General features: G+C 72.2%; 21 protein-coding genes. 9 read left to right on the top strand and 12 right to left on the bottom strand.

Features of this window, described 5'->3' with window-relative positions; all coding sequences use genetic code 11:
- Window positions 1-73: 73 nt before the first annotated feature.
- From P3T37_RS26070 to P3T37_RS26055, 4 genes are all read right to left on the bottom strand, one after another.
- On the bottom strand, window positions 74-550 hold the full coding sequence (locus tag P3T37_RS26070; RefSeq protein WP_280726303.1) for a hypothetical protein: 477 nt from the start codon (window positions 548-550) through the stop codon (window positions 74-76).
- Window positions 551-696: 146 nt separating this feature from the next.
- Window positions 697-1,545, bottom strand: coding sequence for a helix-turn-helix transcriptional regulator (locus P3T37_RS26065; RefSeq protein ID WP_280726302.1), 849 nt, complete (start codon window positions 1,543-1,545; stop codon window positions 697-699).
- A 39-nt stretch (window positions 1,546-1,584) separates the two neighbouring features.
- Window positions 1,585-2,103 carry a DUF6879 family protein gene (locus P3T37_RS26060; RefSeq protein WP_280726301.1) on the bottom strand — a complete coding sequence of 173 codons (519 nt, stop codon included), beginning with the start codon at window positions 2,101-2,103 and terminating at the stop codon, window positions 1,585-1,587.
- On the bottom strand, window positions 2,078-2,317 hold the full coding sequence (locus P3T37_RS26055) for a hypothetical protein (RefSeq protein WP_280726300.1): 240 nt from the start codon (window positions 2,315-2,317) through the stop codon (window positions 2,078-2,080). Before P3T37_RS26055 ends, P3T37_RS26060 begins: the two co-directional genes overlap by 26 nt.
- 338 nt (window positions 2,318-2,655) lie before the next feature.
- Here P3T37_RS26055 and P3T37_RS26050 point away from each other — a divergent pair, with 338 nt between their 5' ends.
- Together P3T37_RS26050 and P3T37_RS26045 are read left to right on the top strand one after the other, a co-directional pair.
- Complete coding sequence (locus P3T37_RS26050) at window positions 2,656-3,192, top strand: HAD domain-containing protein (RefSeq protein WP_280726299.1); 537 nt, start codon at window positions 2,656-2,658, stop codon at window positions 3,190-3,192.
- Window positions 3,193-3,246: 54 nt separating this feature from the next.
- Window positions 3,247-4,482 carry a hypothetical protein gene (locus P3T37_RS26045; protein ID WP_280726298.1) on the top strand — a complete coding sequence of 412 codons (1,236 nt, stop codon included), beginning with the start codon at window positions 3,247-3,249 and terminating at the stop codon, window positions 4,480-4,482.
- 10 nt (window positions 4,483-4,492) lie between these two features.
- Here the strand turns inward: P3T37_RS26045 and P3T37_RS26040 are convergent, their stop codons facing one another.
- Window positions 4,493-4,825, bottom strand: coding sequence for a VOC family protein (locus P3T37_RS26040; RefSeq protein ID WP_280726297.1), 333 nt, complete (start codon window positions 4,823-4,825; stop codon window positions 4,493-4,495).
- A 219-nt stretch (window positions 4,826-5,044) separates the two neighbouring features.
- Between P3T37_RS26040 and P3T37_RS26035 the strand changes: the two genes are divergently transcribed.
- The gene (locus P3T37_RS26035) at window positions 5,045-5,848 is read left to right on the top strand and encodes a YhjD/YihY/BrkB family envelope integrity protein (protein ID WP_280726296.1); all 804 of its coding nucleotides are present in this window, start codon (window positions 5,045-5,047) and stop codon (window positions 5,846-5,848) included.
- A 44-nt stretch (window positions 5,849-5,892) separates the two neighbouring features.
- On the opposite strand, the gene P3T37_RS26030 is transcribed toward P3T37_RS26035, so the two are convergent.
- The 7 genes from P3T37_RS26030 to P3T37_RS26000 form a co-directional block, all read right to left on the bottom strand.
- Window positions 5,893-6,777, bottom strand: a complete 885-nt coding sequence (locus P3T37_RS26030; protein WP_348533282.1) for an FHA domain-containing protein — start codon at window positions 6,775-6,777, stop codon at window positions 5,893-5,895.
- A 216-nt stretch (window positions 6,778-6,993) separates the two neighbouring features.
- Window positions 6,994-8,343: a VWA domain-containing protein gene (locus P3T37_RS26025; RefSeq protein ID WP_280726293.1), complete on the bottom strand. Its 1,350-nt coding sequence runs from the start codon at window positions 8,341-8,343 to the stop codon at window positions 6,994-6,996.
- 54 nt (window positions 8,344-8,397) lie between these two features.
- Window positions 8,398-9,573, bottom strand: a complete 1,176-nt coding sequence (locus tag P3T37_RS26020; protein WP_280726292.1) for a PP2C family serine/threonine-protein phosphatase — start codon at window positions 9,571-9,573, stop codon at window positions 8,398-8,400.
- A 4-nt stretch (window positions 9,574-9,577) separates the two neighbouring features.
- Entirely contained in the window at window positions 9,578-12,079 is a 2,502-nt protein-coding gene (locus tag P3T37_RS26015) for a serine/threonine-protein kinase (protein WP_280726291.1), read from the bottom strand.
- Between the two features lie 5 nt (window positions 12,080-12,084).
- On the bottom strand, window positions 12,085-13,461 hold the full coding sequence (locus tag P3T37_RS26010; RefSeq protein ID WP_280726290.1) for a hypothetical protein: 1,377 nt from the start codon (window positions 13,459-13,461) through the stop codon (window positions 12,085-12,087).
- Window positions 13,462-13,493: 32 nt separating this feature from the next.
- On the bottom strand, window positions 13,494-14,438 hold the full coding sequence (locus P3T37_RS26005; RefSeq protein ID WP_280726288.1) for a glutamate ABC transporter substrate-binding protein: 945 nt from the start codon (window positions 14,436-14,438) through the stop codon (window positions 13,494-13,496).
- Between the two features lie 14 nt (window positions 14,439-14,452).
- Entirely contained in the window at window positions 14,453-15,835 is a 1,383-nt protein-coding gene (locus P3T37_RS26000) for a hypothetical protein (protein ID WP_280726287.1), read from the bottom strand.
- A 263-nt stretch (window positions 15,836-16,098) separates the two neighbouring features.
- Here P3T37_RS26000 and P3T37_RS25995 point away from each other — a divergent pair, with 263 nt between their 5' ends.
- The 6 genes from P3T37_RS25995 (at window position 16,099) to P3T37_RS25970 (ending at window position 19,973) form a co-directional block, all read left to right on the top strand.
- Entirely contained in the window at window positions 16,099-17,112 is a 1,014-nt protein-coding gene (locus tag P3T37_RS25995) for a cytochrome c oxidase assembly protein (RefSeq protein ID WP_280726286.1), read from the top strand.
- Window positions 17,113-17,131: 19 nt separating this feature from the next.
- Window positions 17,132-17,704, top strand: a complete 573-nt coding sequence (locus P3T37_RS25990) for a nucleosidase (protein WP_280726285.1) — start codon at window positions 17,132-17,134, stop codon at window positions 17,702-17,704.
- Window positions 17,701-18,306: a DUF4291 domain-containing protein gene (locus P3T37_RS25985; protein ID WP_280726284.1), complete on the top strand. Its 606-nt coding sequence runs from the start codon at window positions 17,701-17,703 to the stop codon at window positions 18,304-18,306. Before P3T37_RS25990 ends, P3T37_RS25985 begins: the two co-directional genes overlap by 4 nt.
- Window positions 18,307-18,335: 29 nt before the next feature.
- A complete protein-coding gene (locus P3T37_RS25980) occupies window positions 18,336-18,962 on the top strand; it encodes a DedA family protein (protein ID WP_280726283.1) in 627 nt (208 codons plus the stop codon).
- Window positions 18,963-19,030: 68 nt separating this feature from the next.
- A complete protein-coding gene (locus P3T37_RS25975; protein ID WP_280726282.1) occupies window positions 19,031-19,396 on the top strand; it encodes a hypothetical protein in 366 nt (121 codons plus the stop codon).
- Window positions 19,397-19,445: 49 nt separating this feature from the next.
- Window positions 19,446-19,973: a helix-turn-helix domain-containing protein gene (locus P3T37_RS25970; RefSeq protein ID WP_280726281.1), complete on the top strand. Its 528-nt coding sequence runs from the start codon at window positions 19,446-19,448 to the stop codon at window positions 19,971-19,973.
- Window positions 19,974-19,976 lie beyond the last annotated feature (3 nt).

Genomic DNA, 19,976 nt, shown 5'->3' with positions numbered 1-19,976 from the left:
CGCCACTGATGTTCCTTTGCCTGAACCGGGGGAGCCGGTGCCCCGGTTCGGGGCACCGGCCGGGCCTGGGAAGTCAGCTCCTCTTGCCCGTGAACGGGCTGTCAGAGCAGTTGGCGTGGCACTGCGAGCAGTCCGCCAACTCGATCTCCGGCCAGAAGTCCGGTTCGAGCAGGAACCCCAACTCCGCGATGGCGTCGATGGCGCGGGCCCGCAGCACCTTGCCGCCGCCGTGCTCCTCCGGGTCCAGGTAGCCCGGCTTGTGGTGCACCATCCTGCCGAACGAGGCCATGCACCAGGCCATGTAAGCCTCGGTGTTGAGGACGAACGCGTGCCAGTAGTCGTCCACCTCCGGCGACGGGCTCAGCGGCCGGTCGCTGGTGGCGCAGGCGGTCAGGAACGCCGCCATCTGGCCCGCCCCCAGTTCCGCGCGCTCCTCGGTCACCTCCGGGTGCTGCGCCCGCATCGTGGTGATGATCAGGGCGCGGACCTCCGGGAGGATGAGGGTGCGCGGGTCACTACCCGCCGACACCGGCGTGACGGTTTCGCTCATGGCGCGTACCTCCAGGCATCGAAGTGCTTGAACTTGCAGATCACCCCGTCACATCCCGCAGAGGCAGCGGGGCGGGGTGGTCATGGGTAGACGCTAGGGAGTGGCCTGAGTCGGCCTCCAGGGGCTTGCGAGTAATTGCGAGCGCATCACCTGAGAGAGCTGATCGCCGATGTGATCAAAGCACGGGCGCGCACCCCGTACACAGCCATCCCTGCCAGCTCGTTGAAGGTTCGCGCGTACATGGAAACCTCGTTGGGTTCCGTCAACCTCAAGTAGCCAGAGACGAGTTCAACGGATGTCTGGACATCGTCGAACATGTAGAAGTCCTCAGCCGGCGATCGGATGCGGCCAGTCGCGAGAGGGATCACACCGAGGCTCACGCTCGCGAGCGTGCTTACGGTGATCAGGTGCCCGAGCTGGCCGGCCATCGCGTCGGGGTCGCAGACGGCACCACGGAGAACAGCCTCCTCGATGACCAGCGCGAAGGTCCGGCCACCGGAGAACAGCATGCGTTGGCGTTCCATCCGCGCCTCCACTGCCGCCTCGACGTCGTCCACCGTGACTCGGGCGCGTTGCACAGCCCTGAGGACCGCCTCGGTGTAGGCGCGGGTCTGGAGCATGCCGGGCACAACTCGACTGGCATAGACCCTGAACGCGCGTGTGCGCTGGTACAGGTCGAACACTGATTCCTGGGCTTGACGGAGCCCGGACCGCTCCATCCGTCGCCACTCGACGTACATGGAGTCGACGGCCCGGGACGCCGTGATGAGTTCTTCCGCCCGGTCGTCCGCACCGCAGGCATGGCACCAGGCCCGAATGTCACTCTCGGACGGAGCAGCCTGCCCGTCCTGGATACGAGAGGTCTTGGACGGGTTCCACTCGCACAGTTCCGAGAGTCTGCGCCCGGTGAGGCCCGCATCCTTTCGGAGATCCTGAAGGCGTACCGCCAGGGCCTTTCGGGCGGCGACCACGCTTGATGACGGCGTATACGACATAACTGGTGGGTCCGGTGCTCTGTACTTTCTCGCTGAGGGTCAAACGCTGTACTTGTCATGTGGGATCGCCCTGGCCCACACGGCGTCGAACGATTCAGCACAGAGTCGGGCTGCTACCGGGTCCTCGGTCAGCTCACCGCCGAGCGAGTCCCCGTCGCCGGAGAAGTGTCCCCAGCGGACGAGCTTGCCGTCGAACAGCCAGAAGTCATTGCCCGGCAGGGTGAGATCTGAGGCGTTGCGCCTCGGCAACCAGCGGACCTGTTCCCCCGCCGCGACGTTGGGGAAGGTGACGTCGTACTCGTAGTGGATGTACTCGCTGACGGGCTCGGAGACGATCCGAGCGCGCCGGATTTCAACGCCCCGACTGGTCGCTGCGGCGATCACATCCAACCACGGCCGCCACCAGGATGCCCGATCTCCGGGATCCAGCCGGTGCCCGGCCCGCCAGGCATGGAGGGCTGGATCGTCCTGCATGTAACCGTCCCGCATCTCCAGGTGAACGGCGGAGTGCTGGGTCCCCCTCAGCAACTCGTCAATCCGTGCCCCGCTCTGCGACATCGCACGCCTCCCTGATCGCCTGCGCGAGCCGCGCAGGCACTCGGAACACGCCCTCATGCTCCGGGATGTTGCCGACCTTGCGACACTCGGCCTCGGTGGCGTCGTCGGCCTTCCACCCCTGAATCACCAGGTCGTTGTTCTCCTCGTCCACCCACACCGTCGGCGAGTCGCCGTCCGGCGAGTTCGGGTCTTTTGCGATGAACCGTAGCGACATGTTGGCCCACTCTCCGAAGAGGTTGCGAGATCTTGCTCAGTTTCCATCGTGGACCTGGAGCCAAGGGCTCGTCAGGCGTATCCGATTCTTATGGTCAGTCAGGTGGGATATGCCCCATTGATGCAGAACTCAAGTCACGCTGCGTCGACAGCCGACCGAGTGGGCGCTCCGGGGGCTTTCCCGCCGACTGCTGGCCTGCCGACAGGTGCCCGACGGCCCTCGGTGCCGTCGGGCATCCGCACGTGACGCGGACTGGAGACCGACCAGACCTCGCTGATCAGGCCGTCGGTGGTCTGCCAGGGCTGCCGATGCTACTGAGCAGCTACGACAATGCAGCCATGAGCGTTCTCGCGCAGCGTCCGCTGCTCTTCCTCGATGTCGACGGCCCGCTCATCCCGTTCGGGGCGCCGGACGGGTATCCGACGTTCCGGTGGCGCTCCGAACCGCAGGCGGGCGACGAGGACAGCCTGCTCGGCAGGATCAACCCCGACCATGGGCCCCGGCTGGCGGCGCTCCCGTGCGAACTGGTCTGGGCCACCGCGTGGATGGAGGACGCGAACGCGTACGTCGCGCCGCGCCTGGGCCTGCCGGAGCTGGCGGTGGTGAGCTGGCCGGAGCCGTCCGACGAGGAGGAGTGGGACTGGCGGCACGGGGTGCATTGGAAGACCCGTGCCCTGGTCGCGTGGGCGGCGGGACGTCCGTTTGTCTGGGTCGACGACGAGATCACCGATGCCGACCGGGCCTGGGTGTCGGCCCAGCACCGGGGACCGGCGCTGCTCCACCGCGTTGACCCCCGCCGGGGGCTCGTCGATGCGGACTTCGCTGTCATTGCCGCGTGGTTGGCTGACTGTCAGTCTGCTGCTCAAATGGATTGACTAACCGTCAATTTTCACTTCAGACTACAGATTCGGCAAGCCGAGGGGATGCTCATGGCGGCAGCGGGACGGTCACCAGGGGAGGTGCTGCGGGTCGCGATGAGCCCGTACGCCGATGACGAGGACGTGCAGGCGCTGCGCAGGGCGATCCCGACGTTCAGGCGTGCCGCGCGGCAGGACCGCGGGCAGCGGGGGGAGTTGGCCGAGGCGCTCTTCGTGCTCAGCTCCCGTCAGGGAGAGCGGCGGAAGTACCGCCAGGCCGCCAGGCTCAACTGGGCCGCGATGCGCGTGTTCCGGCGGCTGGCTCCGCGTGACCCGGTACAGGATCCGCAGGCGGCCGCCCAGCTCGCCCGCTGCTACGGCAACCTGGGGCTGTGGACGGCCCGGTCGGGGTTCGGCGGAGTCCGCTGGTCACGCAAGGCCGTCCGGATCTGGGAGAAGCTGGACCGCGCCGAACGCGGGAAGGCCGAGTACTGCATCGGGTTGGGCCAGTCCTACATGATGCTCGCCTCCCGTCTGCTCGACCAGGGCAGGCGCCGTGGGGCGCGCGACGCCGCCGACACCGCCCTCTTCTGCTACCGGGAGGTGCCCGCCGAGCAGCGTCCGGCATCCGTCGCCCGCGAGATCGGGAACATCGTGCTGCTGCAGGCGCGCCTCGAACAAGAGGGGTACGGCGAGCGCGAGCAGCAGGAGATATCCGAGCGAATCCGCTCATTCGTGAAGCGCGGTACCCGTGACACCGACGATGCCGGGAGCGAGGCACCTCCGGCACCCGCGCCACGGTCCACCCGGGAGGTCAGCGCCTGCGGTGAGCCGGCCACCCACATCATCAACGGCCGCGTGATCCCGCACACGGGCACGAGGGAGTACTGCCTCTACCTGTGCCCGGAGCACGCCGAGCCGGTCTCGGCCTGGCCCGGCGAACTCACCACCGTCCCGGAGGAGCTGCTGTCCTGGAGCTGCGGGAAACTGTTCGACTATCGCGACTTCGACGCCATCCTGCAGTCGCACGCTGACCTGTGGCTGACCTCCCTGACCGGGCTCTCCCACAGCGACCTGCGGATCCGCTGGGCGGCCCGGATGCCCGAGGTTCGCGAGCGGGTGGCCGCGCGCGCCGACGTGCGCGAGGCCGTCGCCGGGTACGAGCTCGGCCTCAAGTTTCTGAGCGAAGCCGCGGAGAAGTTCGAGGCGATCAGCAGAACGACCGACGATCCCCCTGCCGAGTACGAGGTGCTGGTGCGCCTCGGCTGGGCCGAGAAGTACTTCCTACCGGTGCGCCCTCCGGCGTAGGGCGCCGCCGTCAGGGGCCGTCGAGGCCGATGACGGTGCCGAAGGGGTCGACGATCTGGCAGATCCGGCGGTCGGGGCCGACTTCCAGCGGGCCGCGGTGGTGGGTGCAGCCGGCGGTCAGCAGGCGTTCGCGGGCGGCGCTGAGGTCGTCGACGGACCAGTACGGGACGGGGCTGCCGCCGCGGGGGTTGCGTTCGTCGTCGGCGGGGTGGAAGGCGAACTCGGTGTCGGCGATGTCCAGCCAGGCGAAGACGGAGTCGCCGTCGCGGTCGAGGTGGACGTCCGAGTCCAGGATGCCGGCCCACCAGCGGGCCGCCTGCTCGGGGTCGGGCGTGAACACCATGACGCTTCTCACGGATCGGAACACCAGTCCTCCTACAGGAGTTCGCCGGTCTCGTCGTCTGCCGCCCCCAGCCCACCACATCGGTGATCTCTCGCGCCAGGGCCGTCCGGGCGTCGTGGCAGCTCGGGTCGGACGAGCGTGCGGCGCGGGGGCTGTCGTGGGCCTGGGGGTGCTGAGAGTCTGTGGGCGGCGGACTACGAGGCGGAGGTGGTGGGTGGCATGGCCGGCACGTCCTTGGGCACGAAGCTGAGCGTGCTGGGGCAGCGGGTGTGGGCCCGGGGCCGGGAGCTGGAGCTGATGCACCGGGCGCTGGGGTTCGCGGCGCTCGGGTTCGTGACGTTGGTGCCGCTGCTGATCGTGGTGGCGGCGGCCTCGCCGGGACGGGGTGCCGGGTTCGCGGGCTGGATGGTGGACGGTCTTGGGGTGTCGGGGCGGTCGGCCGACGCGGTCCGCCAGCTCTTCTCGTCCCCCCGCAACGTGCTGAGCACGACGACGGCGCTGAGCCTCGCGGCGGTGGCCTTCTTCGGGGTCTCGTTCATGGCGGCCGTGCAGAACGGCTATGAGCGCATCTGGCGGCTGAAGAGCGCGCCCTGGCACTCGGCCTGGCGCCAGACGCTGGGCCTGGCCGGGCTGACGGCGTACCTGCTGGCCGCCTCCTGGACGGGCACGCCGTGGCGCGGCGACGCGATCCAGCCGTGGCTCGGGCTGACCTGGACGCTGCTGGTCGGGGTGCTGTTCTTCTGGTGGCTCCAGCGGCTGCTGCTGAGCGGGCGCGTGGAGTGGCGCGCGCTCTTTCCCGGGGCGTGCTACACGATGCTCGCGCTGGTGGGGCTGCGGGTCTTCTCCTGGCTGGTGTTCTCGCCGCTGATCATCTCCAGCGCGCTCTCCTACGGCGCGATCGGCACGGTGCTGGTGGTGCAGTCCTGGCTGATCGGCGTCGGGTTCACGGTCTTCGCGGGGGCGCTGGTGGGGCAGGTCAGCTGGGAGGAGCAGCAGGAGCAGCAGCAGGAGCAGGAGGAGTAGGAACGCGAAGGGGTCCCGTCCGGTAGGACGGAACCCCCGGGAGCCTACGCGCGGTGCAGGGTGATCGTGGTCCAGGCGCCGACGTGGATCCGGTCGCCGTCGTTCAGCGGGATGGCGGTGTGCGGGGCGATCGGCTCCGCGCCGCCGTTGACCGTGGTGCCGTTGGTCGAGTCCTGGTCCACCAGCACCCAGCTGCCGTCCGGCTGCTCGGCGAGCAGGGCGTGCTGGTGCGAGGCGCCCGGGTCCTCCGGCGGCACCGACAGGTCGATCTCCGGCACGGTGCCGCGGTGCTGGCTGCGCCGGCCGATCCGCAGCTGGCCGCGGCCGGTCAGTGGGATCCGCCGCTCGGGGCAGTACGGCGGGAAGAAGAGGCCGGAGGCCTCCGGCCCGCTGCGCGCCATCATGTCGGTGAAGTAGTCCCGGTCGGCGCTGACCACGGCCATCCAGTTGGCCCGGGCCGGCGGCTCCGGCCGTACCGGCTGGGACGGCGGGGACAGGTGGAACGAGGTCGCGTACGGCTCGCCGCCGCCCATCGGGGGCTGCTGCTGGCCGTATCCGTTCTGTTCCGGCTCCTGCTGCTGCGGGTAGCCGTAGCCGGAGACCGGCGGCTGGTGGGACGGCGGGGGCGGGGGAGGCGACTGGGGGGCGGGCGGCGGGTAGCCGTACGCCTGCTGCTGCCCGTAGCCGTTCTGCTGCTGAGGCGGCTGGGGCTGCTGCGGCGGCTGGTACTGCTGATGCTGCTGATGCTGCGGCGGGGCCTGCTGGGCGGCGAGATCGTAGTCGTACCCGCACTCCTCGCAGTACCGCCCGGTCTGCGGCGTCCGGCAGATCGGGCAGTTGACCAGGCCCTCGGTCATGCCGCCGCCCATGCTCGCGCCCATGCCCATGCCCATGCCCATGCCGCCGTTCATCCCCCCGGACCCGGGCATCGGGGGCAGGTGCGAGGGCGGTGGCGGCGCGCCGAACGGCCCGGCGGCGCCCGCACCGCCGGGTCCGGCAGCGCCCGGCGGCGTCATCGGGAAGCCACAGAAGTCGCACCAGTCCTCGGCCTGCGACTCATGGCCCCTAGGGCAGATCGGCATCAAGTCCCCCACATCTCAGCAGGTCCGGCCCTGACAGGAACCAGGTCACGGTAAACGGTCAGGTCACTTCTTCACACGTACGGTCTTGGTGGAGCGGGTGTCCAGGGTCATCGAGTCGGCCTCGCTGACATCCTTACGGAACCGAACCGTACCCTCCTTCGGGTCCACCACATCCACCACCTTCTGCAGGAGCCGGTACGTGCCCTCGTTCCCGGTCTGGTGGGCCAGTCGGACGGCCGCACCCAGCTTGGCGGTGGCCAGGTCGAGATCGCCGGCGCGGTGCGCCTCCAGTCCGACCTGGATGGATTCGGCCAGCTCGGCCTGGCCGGTGTAGTGCGCGACCTGCGGGCTGATCCGGGTGGAGGAGGCCAGGTCGTCCGTCCAGACCGCCTTGACCAGTCCTTGGGAGAGCACCTCGGTGCTGCCGTCGGCCTGCGGCAGGACGAGGCTGATCCGGGCGGCCAGCATCTCGTTGCCGACGCCGGCCGAGGGGACCTCGACGCAGACGTGGTAGTCGCGGCTCTCGTCGCCCCAGGAGCCGGTGGGGTAGTCGCCGGCCCGCGGGCCCGCCTCGGCCCGGCGCCCGGTCAGGTCCTCCAGGTCGGGCGCGACCTGCTTGACGAACTTCACGGAGGCGTTGGCCGGCGTCCAGATCCGCAGGGCCACGTCGGCGACCTGCTTGCTCATGGCGGTCGCCATCATGCCGCGGAAGTCCTCGGCCAGGCCGGACGGCTCGGCGACGATGTCCACGGTGCCCAGCAGCGCGGAGGAGATCCGGCGGAGCTCCGGCAGCTCCCAGTCGGTCCCGACACCGCGGCAGTCCGAGGTGAAGTGGCCGGTCACCCGGTCCAGCACGCGCTGGAGGTCCTCGGGCTTCTCGTGCTCGTTGCGGCCGTCGGTGAGCAGGATGCCGTGCCGGATCGCTATCTCGCGGCGGCTGAGGAAGAGCTTGTCGGCCTTGTCCAGCCAGGTGCCGATGGCGGTGCCGCCGCCCGCGCTGAGCTTGCGCAGCGACTGCTTGGCGGCCTCCCGGGTGCGGTCGTCGGCCACCGCGAGGGTGCCGTCGCCGGGGTAGATGTCCTTGGCCTCGTGGGTGCCGGCGACCACGGCGAAGGCGACGCCGTCGCGGATGGTGTCGATGGCGACGGCGGTGGCGTCCCGGGCGTTGCGCATCTTGGTCGGCGGGTAGTCCATCGAGCCCGAGCAGTCGACCATGATCACGACGGCGGAGTCGCCGCTCGGTGCGGCGGCCGCCGCGTCCAGCGAGCCGAGCGGGCGGCCGCCGGTGGTGCCGCCGCCGGTCGACGTCACGGTGACGATCGCGTTGACCTCGCGGGCGCCGTCGGCGAGGTACTCGTTCTGGAAGATGTCGGTGTTGAAAGTGGGGGGGTTCGACTTCGACAGCTTGGCCATGCCGAGAGCTCCTGATTCGGGGACGAGAAGGGGTGGGACGGGCCTGCCGAAGCGTCAGTCGGACGGGACAGCGGGTGCGGGGACGGCCGGCGGTACCGGCGGCATGGGAGGTGCGAGCGGGGCGGCCGGCTGCGTGGGCAGCGGCCCCAGCACCTTCATGTCCAGCAGCGTCTCGGTGTATCCCTCGACGGTCAGCGGCGCGACCGGCAGCACGGCGACGGTGATGTTGTCGTGGCCGCCCGCGGTGATCGCGAAGTCCACCAGCACCCGGGCCGCCCGCAGCGGGTCGGCCCGGGCGTCGGCCCGTACCAGGTCCGCGAGTTGGGTGGCGGCCTCGGCGTAGTTCCACAGGCCGTCGGTGCAGACCAGCAGCACGCCGGGGACGTGCGGGGTGAAGCTGACGGTGTGCGGCTCGACCTCCTCCGCGTCGGCGCCCAGCCACCCGGTGATCGCGTGCGCCCGGGCGTCGGCGTACGCCTCGGCCTCGCCCATCAGGCCGGCCGAGACCATCCGGGCCGCCCAGGAGTCGTCCTCGGTCAGCCGGTACGGCTCGGCGCCCTCGCGGTCGTCCGGGATCCAGTACGCGCGGCTGTCGCCGACCCAGCCGACCGTCACCACGCCGGCCGCGGCGACGGTGCTGACGAAGGTGCAGGCGGGGGAGTTGGAGTGCGGCGTCGGGGCGGTGCCGTCGTAGGCCAGCGCGGCGACCGCGTCGGCGGCCGTCAGGATCGCCTGGCGCATCGCCGGTTCGGCCGCGACACCCTGTTCGAGCGTGCTCAGCAGCGACTGCGAGGCGGCCTCGGCGGCGGCCTGCGAGGCCTCGTCGGGGCGCGAGGCGGAGGAGACGCCGTCGCACACCACCGCGAGCACGGCGGACGCGCCGCCGGGCAGCGAGGTGGCCGCGAGCATGAAGGAGTCCTCGTTGCGGTGGTGGCGCACGCCGCGGTCGCTGACGCCCGCGACGCCCGGCAGCGACTGCTCCATGTGGTCGCGCGGGCGCGGCTGGACACCCCCGCAGGCCTCGCAGTAGCCGTCGGGGGCCACCTGCCGGCCGCCGCAGTGCACGCAGCCGGGGCCGGCGCCCGCGGCCGGCTCCAGCTCGAAGTCGGGCTCGGTGGAAGGGGCGGGGACGGGCGGGGGCGCGGAGAGGTTCATCCCGCAGACGCCGCAGAAGACGTCGTCCGGGTCGAGCGGCTCCGCACAGGTCGGGCACACGGTCTGTTGCGGCATCAGCTCACACCCAAGTCCGGGGACGGGTCCGGTTCGCCCGCTCCACCATCGCGATCCTGCTCTCCGCCCGATCGGACAACCGGGCCAGTACCCGGTAGGAGCGCTCCAGGGCGAAGCGCAGTTCCCGCTCGTCGGCGGGATGTCCGAGGACGGTGAGTTCCCCCTGGGCCGCGACCCCGGGCGCTCCGGCCGGGCGCCCGGCCAGCACCCAGCCCAGCGCGGCACCCAGCAGCTCCACCGAGAGCTCCTCGCGGCGCCGGTCGTCCAGGCCCAGCGCGGTCAGCTGCGCCGAGCTCGCGCCGAGGTCGGCGGCGAGCGGCTCGTGCGGCGCGCGCTCGCGCAGCCGCGAGCGCACGCCGGCGATCCGGGCGGCGGTGAAGTGGCTGGACGTCTCCGGCACCGACTCCAGTGCCAGCACGGCCCCGGCCCGGTCGCCGGCCGCCAGCCGGACCCGGGCCAGGCCGAATGCGGCGCTGACGTAGGAGTGGTCGGTGCTCCACACCAGGCGGTAGAACTCGGCGGCGTCCTCGCCGTTGCCGAGCAGCTCGGCGCAGACGGCCAGCGCCAGCTTCGGCGCGGCCTCGCCCGGGAACGCGTCGTACACCGCGTCGAAGGCCTCGGCGGCGGCCTGAATCTGCGTTCGGTCACCAGTGGCGCCGGAGGCGACCAGCGAGGCGAGCCCGCGGTACCAGACCACCCGCCAGTCGTCGGGCTGGTCGGCCTCCAGCGCGGCCATCGCGCGCTGCACGGCCGCCAGGTCGCCCAGCTCGATCCGGGCCCGCAGCTCGCGCAGCTGGCGCTCCACCGAGTGGGTCGGCGCGCTCTGCAGGGCGCTGATCGCCTCGCCCGGCCGGGTGGCCATCAGGGTGGCCAGGAAGCCGGCGTTGGGGTCGTTCGGGTCCACCCGGGGCACCGGCAGGGCCAGTGCCGCGGCGGCCGCGTCCAGTGCGCCGACCCTGGGCAGGCCGGGCGCCGAGCCGCTGCCCTCGGCCAGCAACTCGGTGTCCACCACCCGCAGTTCGGGGCCGAACAGGGTGGAGAGCGCGGGCCTGGGCAGGCCGTCCTGGAGGGCCAGGATCTCGCGCAGCACGCCGGTCAGCTGGTCGGCCATCTCCTCGGCGGAGGAGAACCGGCGGCTCGGGTCGGGGTCGGTGGCGCGCACCAGCAGGCGGTAGTAGGACTCGTACTGCTCGAAGATCGGGACCAGCTCGGGGCCGGGCAGCTCGTCGAGGTACTGGGTGCTGTAGCCCTGGAAGTCGAAGGTGAGCACCGCGAGGGTGCGGGCCACCGTGTAGAGGTCGGAGGACGGCGACGGGCCGTCGTAGGCGATCTCCGGCGCCTGGTAGCCCTTGGTGCCGTAGATCGGGCCGTCGTCGTCGAAGCGCCGCACCGCGCCCATGTCGATGACCTTGAGCGAGTCCTCGCTCTGGATCACGTTGTCGATCTTGAAGTCGCAGTAGATCAGGCCGCGGCTGTGCAGGTAGCCGAGCGCCGGCAGCGCCTCCAGCGCGTACGCGATGGCCTGCTCGACGGGCAGCGGCGCGCGCCGGCCGTCCGGGGTGCGGCGCTCGTTGGCGATGTCCTTGAGCGACTTGCCGCCGACGTACTCCATCACGATGTAGCCGTCGACCGAGCCGGAGCCGTCGGGGTGCTCGACGAAGTTGATGATGCGCACGATGTTCGGGTGGTCAACCTCGGCCAGGAACCGGCGCTCGGCGATGGCCACCGCCAGGGCGTCCTCGTCCCCGGTGTCCAGCAGGCCCTTGAGCACCACCCAGCGGTCGCTGACCCGGCGGTCCACCGCGAGGTAGATCCAGCCGAGGCCGCCGTGCGCCAGGCAGCCCAGCACCTCGTACTGACCGCCGACCAGGTCGCCGTGGCGCAGCTTGGGGGTGAACGAGTACGCCGTGCCGCACTGCGTGCAGAAGCCGTCGGGGCGGCCGGGCACGCCGTTCTTCTCCCGGCCCACCGGCGACTCGCACTTGCTGCAGAAGCGCTTGCGCTCGGGCACCTCGGGGTTGGCCAGCACCGCCGAGGCGGGGTCGAGCCGGGGTACCGGAGGGACCGTCACGAGTCCGGCGCCGAGCCGGGAGCGCGAACTGCCGGTGGTGGTGCCCTTGCTGCTGCGCACCGAGACCGAGCCGCGGGTGCCGGTGCCGGTCCGCGAGGAGCGGTGCGAGCGGGAGCGGCCGGACATCGAGCGGGCCGAGCCGGTGCGCGAGGAGCGGGCGGAGTCGGGCGCGTGGCGGGCCGTCGGGATCGCGGCGGCGCCGGAGGCGGCCGGGGCTCCGGCCGATGCCGCGATGCCGCACTCGTCGCAGTAGCCGTCCGCGTCGATGGCACCGGTGCAGCCGGGCTGTGCGCAGCGCGGGCTGCCGAACGAGCCGGTCGGACTGCTGACCGGACTGCTCACCGGCGCTGCCGCCGCGAGCCCGCACTCACTGCAGTAGCCGTCCGCGTCGATGACCCCGCCGGAGCACCCCGGCCGTACACACGTTTCGCCCATGACTCTCAGACCCCCTGACCGTTCTGCTGTCCGTAGTAATGCTGTCCGCCGCCACTGGGTGGGGCGTCCCGCGGTGCTGCCCCGTGCGCCCCGCTCGCGGGACGCAGCGCCTGCTGGAACCGGGCGACCGCCGCCGCAGCCGCCCGCAGATCGCACGGAGCGCTCCACAGCAGCCAGCGGGCCTTCTCGTAGCGCTCGATCACCTCGGGGTCCTCGGCCACCCCGAGCCGCGCCGCCATCGCCTTGTACGCGTCCAGCCGGCCGCGCAGCTCGGCCCGGACGGCCAGCGGCGCGGTCACCTCGCCCAGCGACTGGCGGGCCCGGGTCAGCTCCTTGGCGGCCTGCTCCTCCAGCGTGTCCAGCAGGGGCGCGAGCCGGTGCCACTGGCCGTTCTGCTGGAGTTCGGCCGCCTGGTGGATCCGCTCGCGCAGGGCGGAGAGCGGACCGGGGACGGCCGGCACCTCGGTGGCCGCGATCTTCGCCAGCACCTCGCCGCGCGCCTGGCGGGCCTCCACGAGGGTGGCGTCGGCGCGCTGCAGCAGGTCGGCGACCTGCTGCAACCGCTCGTCGGCCTCGTCGCGCAGCCGCAGCAGCTGCTCCAACTCGACCCGGACGCCGTCCAGCGCGCGGCCGGCCCGGTCGAAGCGCTCGGTGTCCACCACGCCCTGCGTGGTGGCTGCTCCCGGGTCGGTGCCGCGCTGGGCCGGCACCCGGGCGGGGCGCCAGAGCGCGAGCGGGTCGGTCAGCACCTCGGCCCGCAGCGCCGTCAACTCGCGCTCCAGCGAGCCGATGTCGTCGCCGAGCGGGTGCGCCCCGGCCTGTACGCCCACCGATCCGGCCAGCGTGCGGACCCGGCGCAGCTCGGCGAGCAGCAGGTCGATCCGGGCGGGCAGCGCCGACCAGACGGCGTCGGCGGCGTTCACCACGTCCAGCACGGTGGCGTACCAGGCGTTCATCCGGTCCAGCAGCTGGGCCAGGCTGACCTGCTCCACCAGCCGGGCCGGCCCACCCAGTTGGCGGGGCACGTCGGGCAGCTGGCCGCCCGGGACGGTGACCGCCCGGCCGCGCAGCAGCTCGCTCAGCTCGGCCAGTTCGGGAGAGCTGGGGCGCACCCGGCGCGAACGGACGGCGCGCGCCGAGGCGAGCGCCTCGACGTACCGGTCGAACAGCGCCCAGAGCAGCGTCAGGCCGGGCTCGGCCACGGACCAGCGCTCCTCGGTGCGCCCGGACAGGACCGCGCCCTCCAGCAGCCGCCGGCCCGGGTGGTCCTGGAGTGCCAGCAGCGCGGCCTCGACGGCCTCGCGCTCGGCGCTCAGCCGGGCCAGTTCGCGGTCCACCTCCTCCCGGCTCATCACCGGGCCCGCGGATCCTGTCAACGCCACGCCCTCACTCTCGTCCTCTGCTCTTTGTCCTGCTATGGAAGGTAGTTGGCGGGCGGCGGGCCGTTGGACGGGCCCAGGTAGGGGCCGAGCCACTTGTCGTAGCTGGCCTGCCAACCGCTCTGCCGGTAGTCCGCCAGCACCTGGTTGACGCGGGCCACCAGGTCGGTGGCCCCCTTCGCCATGGCGATGCCGTACGGCTCCGAGGTGAGCGAGGGGCCGATCACCTGGACGGTCGGGTCCTGGGCGGCCTGGCCGACGGCCAGCGCGTTGTCGGTCATGGTCGCGTCCACCTGACCCAGTTGCATCAGCACCAGGCAGTCCAGCTGATTGCCCACCACCCTGACCTTCGCGGCGCCGTGCTGATTGCTCTTCAGTTCGGTCTGCGCGGTCGAGGAGTCCGCCACGCACACGGTCTTCCCCTTCAGCGCCTGGTCGATGCCGGTCGCCCTGGCCGACCGCGGCACCACCACCTGCTGTCCCGCCTCGAAGTACGCCGTCGAGAAGGCGACGTCATTGAGTCGATCACAAGTGATCGACATCGTACGCGCGATCAGATCGACCTGGCCGTTCTTAATGGCATTAATACGCTGATCCGTCGGCACGGTCTTGAACTGGACCTTGTTGGGATCGCCCAGGATCGCCTTGGCCACCGCGTGCACCAGGTCGATGTCGAAGCCCTCCAACTGGCCGCTGGCCGGGTCGCGGAAGCCCCAGCGGTAGCTGTTCTGGTCGACGCCGGCGATCAGCACGCCGCGCCGCTTGATGGCGCTGACCGCCGGACCGCTCTCGTCCAGGCTCGGCCGCACGCTCTTGGTCGGGTCGCAGGTCGGGGTTGCCCCCGGTGCGAGCACCGGTGCAGCTGCCATGCGGACGCCCCCAGCACCGCTCTGCGCGCTCGCGCTCATGGTCAGCGTGAGCGGCACCAGCAGGGCCGCCGCCAGCACCGCCGAGCGGATCCGCGTTCTCGTCCTCGCCATCGTCCCAGCCCCCTTCATCGGTACTCCGCCAGCCGTCGGCCGATCCCGGTCAGCACCCCTGCGGCCGCCAGCACCGCGAGCACGCCCGCCGCCACCACGACCAGGCCGGTCGCGTCCCGCCCGCTCCTCGCCGCGCTCAGGAAGTCGGCCTTCTCGACGTCCGCCGCCTGCGCCAGCTTGGCGTCCAGCGCCTGGTACGCCTGCTGGCTGGTGTCCGCGCCGGTGCCCACCGTGGCGTCCAGGGCGGACTGGTAGTCGCCGCCGTCGTTCTTGGCCGAGGCCGCGTCGTGGCGCTGCTTCCAGGTGAAGAACTCGGTGCGGGCGTCGGCCACGTCCTGGCCGGCCCCGCCGGGTGCGAGCTGCTGGGCCCGGCCGAGCTGTCCGCCCGAGGTCGCGGTGGCCAGCAGGTCGGTGGACTTGGTCCACTGGTCGGCGTAGGCGGTGGTCGAGCCGCGGGCGACCAGGTTGAGGTTCTCCGCGGTACGGGCCTGCAACGCGTCGATCCGCGCGCTGTCCAGCGCCTGCAACGGGCCGGCCCCGGTGGCGCGACTGCGGGACAGTGCGGAGTCGGCTCCGGTGACCCCGGCCGTCAGCCAGACCAGCGTGGCGAGCACCGCGGCGGTGGCCCCGAGCAGGCCCAGGTTGAACACCCGGTTGGTGCGGCGGAACAGCATGACCTGGAACCACATCAGCGTCAGCGCCACCACCGCGCCGAGCGCGTAGGCGAACCACGGCGTGCTCTGCGCGTCGCCGTAGTCCTGGCCGACCCGGGCCGTCTCGTAGTCGGAGAGCTTCTGGGCGATCGGCAGCAGGGTGTTCTGCATCTGGTCGGAGGCGTACCGCAGATAGGCCGCGCCGAGCGGCAGGCCCTGCCGGTCGTTGGCCCTGGCGGTCTCCACCAGGCCCGCGTAGACCGGGAGTTGCTGGTTGAGCTGGCTGACCCAGGACTGCGCGTCGGCGGAGCTGCCGGCGTGCGCGGCGGCCTGGGTGAGCAGCTGGGAGGCGTTGGCCAGGTCGCCCTGGTAGCGCTGGCGGACCGCCGCCGGCTCGTTGCCGGCCAGCAGGAACCCGGACGCCGCGGTGGTGTCCGCGTCGGCCAGCGAGCGGTAGATCTCGGCGGCGTTCTGGCTCAGCGGCTGACTGCTCGACAGCACCTGGTCGGCGGCCTGGGTGCGCGTGGTCACCTGCCAGCCCGTCAGCGCCCCGAAGGCCAGCACCAGCACGACGAGCGTCACCGCGGAGAGCCGCAGCCGACCCGGTGCGGTACTGGCCGCCCGGCGCAGCCGGTCCGTCAAACCCGTCCGGCGCCGGGCCGGTGGACCCGACGGCTGCGGCGGCAGCGCCGGGGCGCCGTCCGGTCTCGGAGGTCGTGCCCCCGTCATCAGTGGTGTCGCCACCTGCCCCACCCTCCCCTGGGGCCGCCCGACGATCGGGTACCGGCCCGTTGCCAGCAGTATGGCCACCCGCTCCGACGGCCACACGTGACTTGCGCCGGACTTGAGCTTCGCCCGCTTCGCCGCTCGTGCGAGGGGCACCCTATGCCGTACGGATTGCCGGCCGCCGCGCGGGTGCCCCGCCGCCCGTGATCGTCCGCGAGTCGGCCATCATGGCTCCATGCCCGGGAGACCGTCGCGCCCGGGCGGAGCATGGAGCGCGAACGATGCAGAGCACAGTCCTGGCCACCGGAGTCCTGGCGACCGGCTACCACGGCCCGCCGCCGTGGCAGTGGGCCGACCTGGCCACCTCCTGGCAGGCCGAGCCGGTCGTGCTGGCCCTGGCCGTGCTGCTCGGCGGCGGCTACCTGCTCGGCGTACGGGCGCTGGCCAGGGCCGGAACGCCCTGGCAGCCCACCCGCACCGCCGCCTTCCTCGGTGGGCTGCTGCTCTGGATCTGGGTCACCTGCTCCGGGCTCGGCGTGTACGAGCGGATCCTGTTCACCGACCGCGCCGTGCAGGTCGTCCTGCTGCTGATGGTCGTCCCGCTGCTGCTCGCGCTCGGCGCCCCGGTCTCGCTGCTGGTGGAGACCGCGCCGCCGGCCCGCCGCGAGCGCATCCTGCGGGCGCTGCGCAGCGGACCGTCCAAGCTGCTGATGTTCCCCGCCATCTCGACCGCGCTGCTGATGGCGCCGCCGTGGCTGCTCTACTTCACCCCCTGGTACGAGAGGACCCTCACCAGCGGCGCCTGGAACATCGGCCTGCACCTGTCGCTGGTCGCGCTGGGCCTGGCCTACTTCTGGCCGCGGCTGCAGATCGACCCGGTCGGCCACGAGTACCCGCACCTGGTCGGCCTCTTCATCACCTTCGCCGAAGTGATCTTCGACGCCGGCCTCGGCATCGTGCTGATCTACGGCGGCCACCTGGTCGGCGGCCACTACTACACCGAACTGGCCCGGCCCTGGGGGCCCAGCATCGCGCAGGACCAGACCTGGGGCGGCAACTCGCTGTGGGTGCTCGGCGACCTGGTCGGCCTGCCGTTCGTCTGGGCGCTGGTGCGGCGGATGATGGTGCAGGGCAAGGCGGAGACCGCCGCGGTGGACGCCGAGCTGGACGCCCGCTTCGAAGCCGCCGCCGAGGCTGCGGCCGTCGGGGGAGCGGCCCCCGAGGACGAGCAGGGCATGCGCCCCTGGTGGCTGGACGACCCCAACCTGCGCCACCGCTACGGCGCCGAGGGCTGACCGCTCTACCATGGCCGCCATGCAGCTGACCGGAACCGTAGCCCCCGACCGCCCGCTCCTCGTCCTCGCCGTCGCCGAGGAGGCCGCCCACCTGGACACGGACCTCCCGGTGCTGCTCACCGGCATGGGCAAGGTCAACGCGACCGCGGCGCTGGCGTCGGTCCTCGCGCGCGGCCCGCTGCCGTCCGAGGTGGTCAACCTGGGCACCGCCGGCGCGCTGCGCCCCGGCCTGCAGGGCCGCGTCCACGAGATCGGCACCGTCATCGAGCACGACCTGGACGCCGCGCTGCTGACCAGCCTCACCGGCCACCACGTCGGCGGGCCGCTCACCCTCGCCGCCGAGGGCGTCACGCTGGCCACCGGCGACCTCTTCGTCTCCGACCCCGCCGCCCGCGACCGGCTCGCCGAGCTGGCCGACCTGGTCGACATGGAGGGCTACGCGCTCGCCAGCGTCGCCCGGCGCGCGGACGTCCCGGTCCGGCTGGTCAAGTACGTCAGCGACGAGGCCGGCGAGGGCGCCGCCCGCGCCTGGCGGGACGCGGTGGACGACTGCGCCAAGGTGCTGGCCGGCTGGGTCCGCGACCACCGATGACCGTCCGCGACGCCCCTCCTCGGGAGATCCGCGCCCTCCACACCGCCGACACGGTCACGGTCTACCAGGCGTACAACCCCGAGATCGGCGACCCCACCGCGCGGGACGGGCGCTTCCCGGAGAGCTGGAGCCGGTCCCGGATGACCTGGATCAAGCCGAGCTTCCTGTGGATGATGTACCGCAGCGGCTGGGGCACCAAGCCCGGCCAGGAGCGCGTGCTCGCCCTGGAGATCAGCCGGACCGGCTTCGACCAGGCACTCGCGCAGGCCTGCCTCTCGCACTACGACTCCGCCGTGCACGCCGACCGCGCCCAGTGGAAGGCCCTGCTGCGCGAGTCGCCGGTGCGGGTGCAGTGGGACCCGGAGCGCGACCTGGACCTGCGCCCGCTGCCGTACCGCTCGCTCCAGCTCGGCCTCAGCGGGAGCGCGACCAGGGACTACGCCGACCACTGGCTGGTCGGCGTCCGCGACGTCACGCCGCTGGCGCACCAGGTGCACGAGCTGGTCCGCGCGGGGCAGCGGGAGGCCGCGGCGGCCCTGCTGCCTGCGGAGGCGCCTTACTCGATCGGGGCCCGGGCGGCCGGTTCGTCTACGGTGGGGTAGAGCCGTCCTTCGGGAAGGAGCCTCACCCCGTGCAGTCGCTCAGCAACTGGCTCTTCGGACTCTCCGGCCCTCTGGTCTACGCCGTGGTGGGGTTGCTGATCTTCGCTGAGGACGCGCTCTTCGTCGGCTTCGTCCTGCCGGGCGAGACCGCGCTGCTGATCGCCGGGACCATCGCCTCCGCGAACCGCGGGGTGAACCTGGCGGTGCTGATCGTGGTCGTGGTGGTCGCGGCGATCCTGGGCGACGCGGCCGGGTACTGGCTCGGGCGGCACTTCGGCCCGCGGCTGCTGCGCACCGGGAGCGCGGTCCGGCACCGGCAGACGATCGAACGGGCCCGCCGCTTCATCCACGAGCGGGGCGCGGCGGCGGTCTTCTTCGGGCGGTTCTTCACGCTGTTCCGCGCCCTCGTGCCGACCCTGTGCGGCATCGCGCGGATGCCGTACGGCAGGTTCTCGGCCTTCAACATCGCCGGCGGCACGCTGTGGGGCGTCGGCTACTGCCTGCTCGGGTACGCGCTCGGCTCGGCGTACCGGCGGGTGGAGAACGTGGTGGGCACGGTGGCGACCGTGCTGATCGGCCTGTTCGTGGTCGGGACGCTCGCGCTCTGGCTGATCGCCCGCCGCCGCAACCGGCCCGACGACTCCGACTCCGACTGACCTCCTGGTACCGGCCGCCGCCGACGGTCGGTAGCCTGGGACCATCGGTTCGAGGGGGAGGTACGGCAATGGGTGGATGGCTGTGGTCCGCGGTGATCCCGCTGCTCATCGGCGGCAACTGGATCGTCAACAACGGGCGGGCCGCACTGAAGCACCGCCACGAGCGCAAGCTTGAGATCCTCCAGGCCGACGAGCGCCAGCGCATCGCCCTTGAGGCGGCCAACCGCCCGCCGGAGCCGATCTGCGGCTGCACCCACCACCTGGCCAAGCACGACAGGCAGGGCAAGTGCCACGAGCTGGTCCAGGCCCCCACCGCCTGGGACGCCGACCGCAAGCCCCTCCAGTACGAACCCCGCCCCTGCAACTGCCAGCAGTACATCGGCCCCGAGCCGCTCGGTACGGTCTTCGCCGCCGAACTCACCGACCTGCGCTGAGTCCCGTGGATCTTTGACCGCGGGAGTCGGGGCGGTCATGCTGCTTGGCGTGACCGAACGAGGAAACGGCGAGATGGCCGAGGGGCTGCGGGCGTTGGCCCATCCGCTGCGGCTGCGGCTGCTGTCGCTGCTGACCCGGCACGCGATGAGTGCGGCCGAGGCGGCGCGGGCGGTGGGGGAGAGCCAGGCGAACGTCAGCTACCACCTGCGGCGGCTGCACACGGCCGGGCTGCTGGAGGTGGTGGAGGAGGTGTCGGTGCGCGGCGGGCGGGCCAAGCGCTACCGGCACGACCCCGAGAGCGGCGAGAGGGTCGGCGCGACCGCGCGGGCCGAGCACCAGCTGCTCGCGGCCGCGCTGGGCGAGGAGCTGCGCCGCCGGACGGGCGAGCGCGTGGTCGGCGCGCCCGACGCGCTGACCGATGCGGAGCTCTGGGTCGACCCCGAGGTCTGGGACCGAGCGCTCGCGATGGCACGGGAGTTGGGCGCTCTGCTGCACGACGCCGCCAAGCCCCCGCACCACGAGGGCGCGGTGCGGGTGGCGGCGACGGTGGTGCTGTTCGAGCTGGACGCCGTCTGACCG

Source organism: Kitasatospora sp. MAA4 (assembly GCF_029893355.1).
Lineage (GTDB): Bacteria > Actinomycetota > Actinomycetes > Streptomycetales > Streptomycetaceae > Kitasatospora.
The sequence above is the reverse complement of the archived record's forward strand: the minus strand, read 5'-3'. Positions and strand labels throughout refer to the sequence as shown.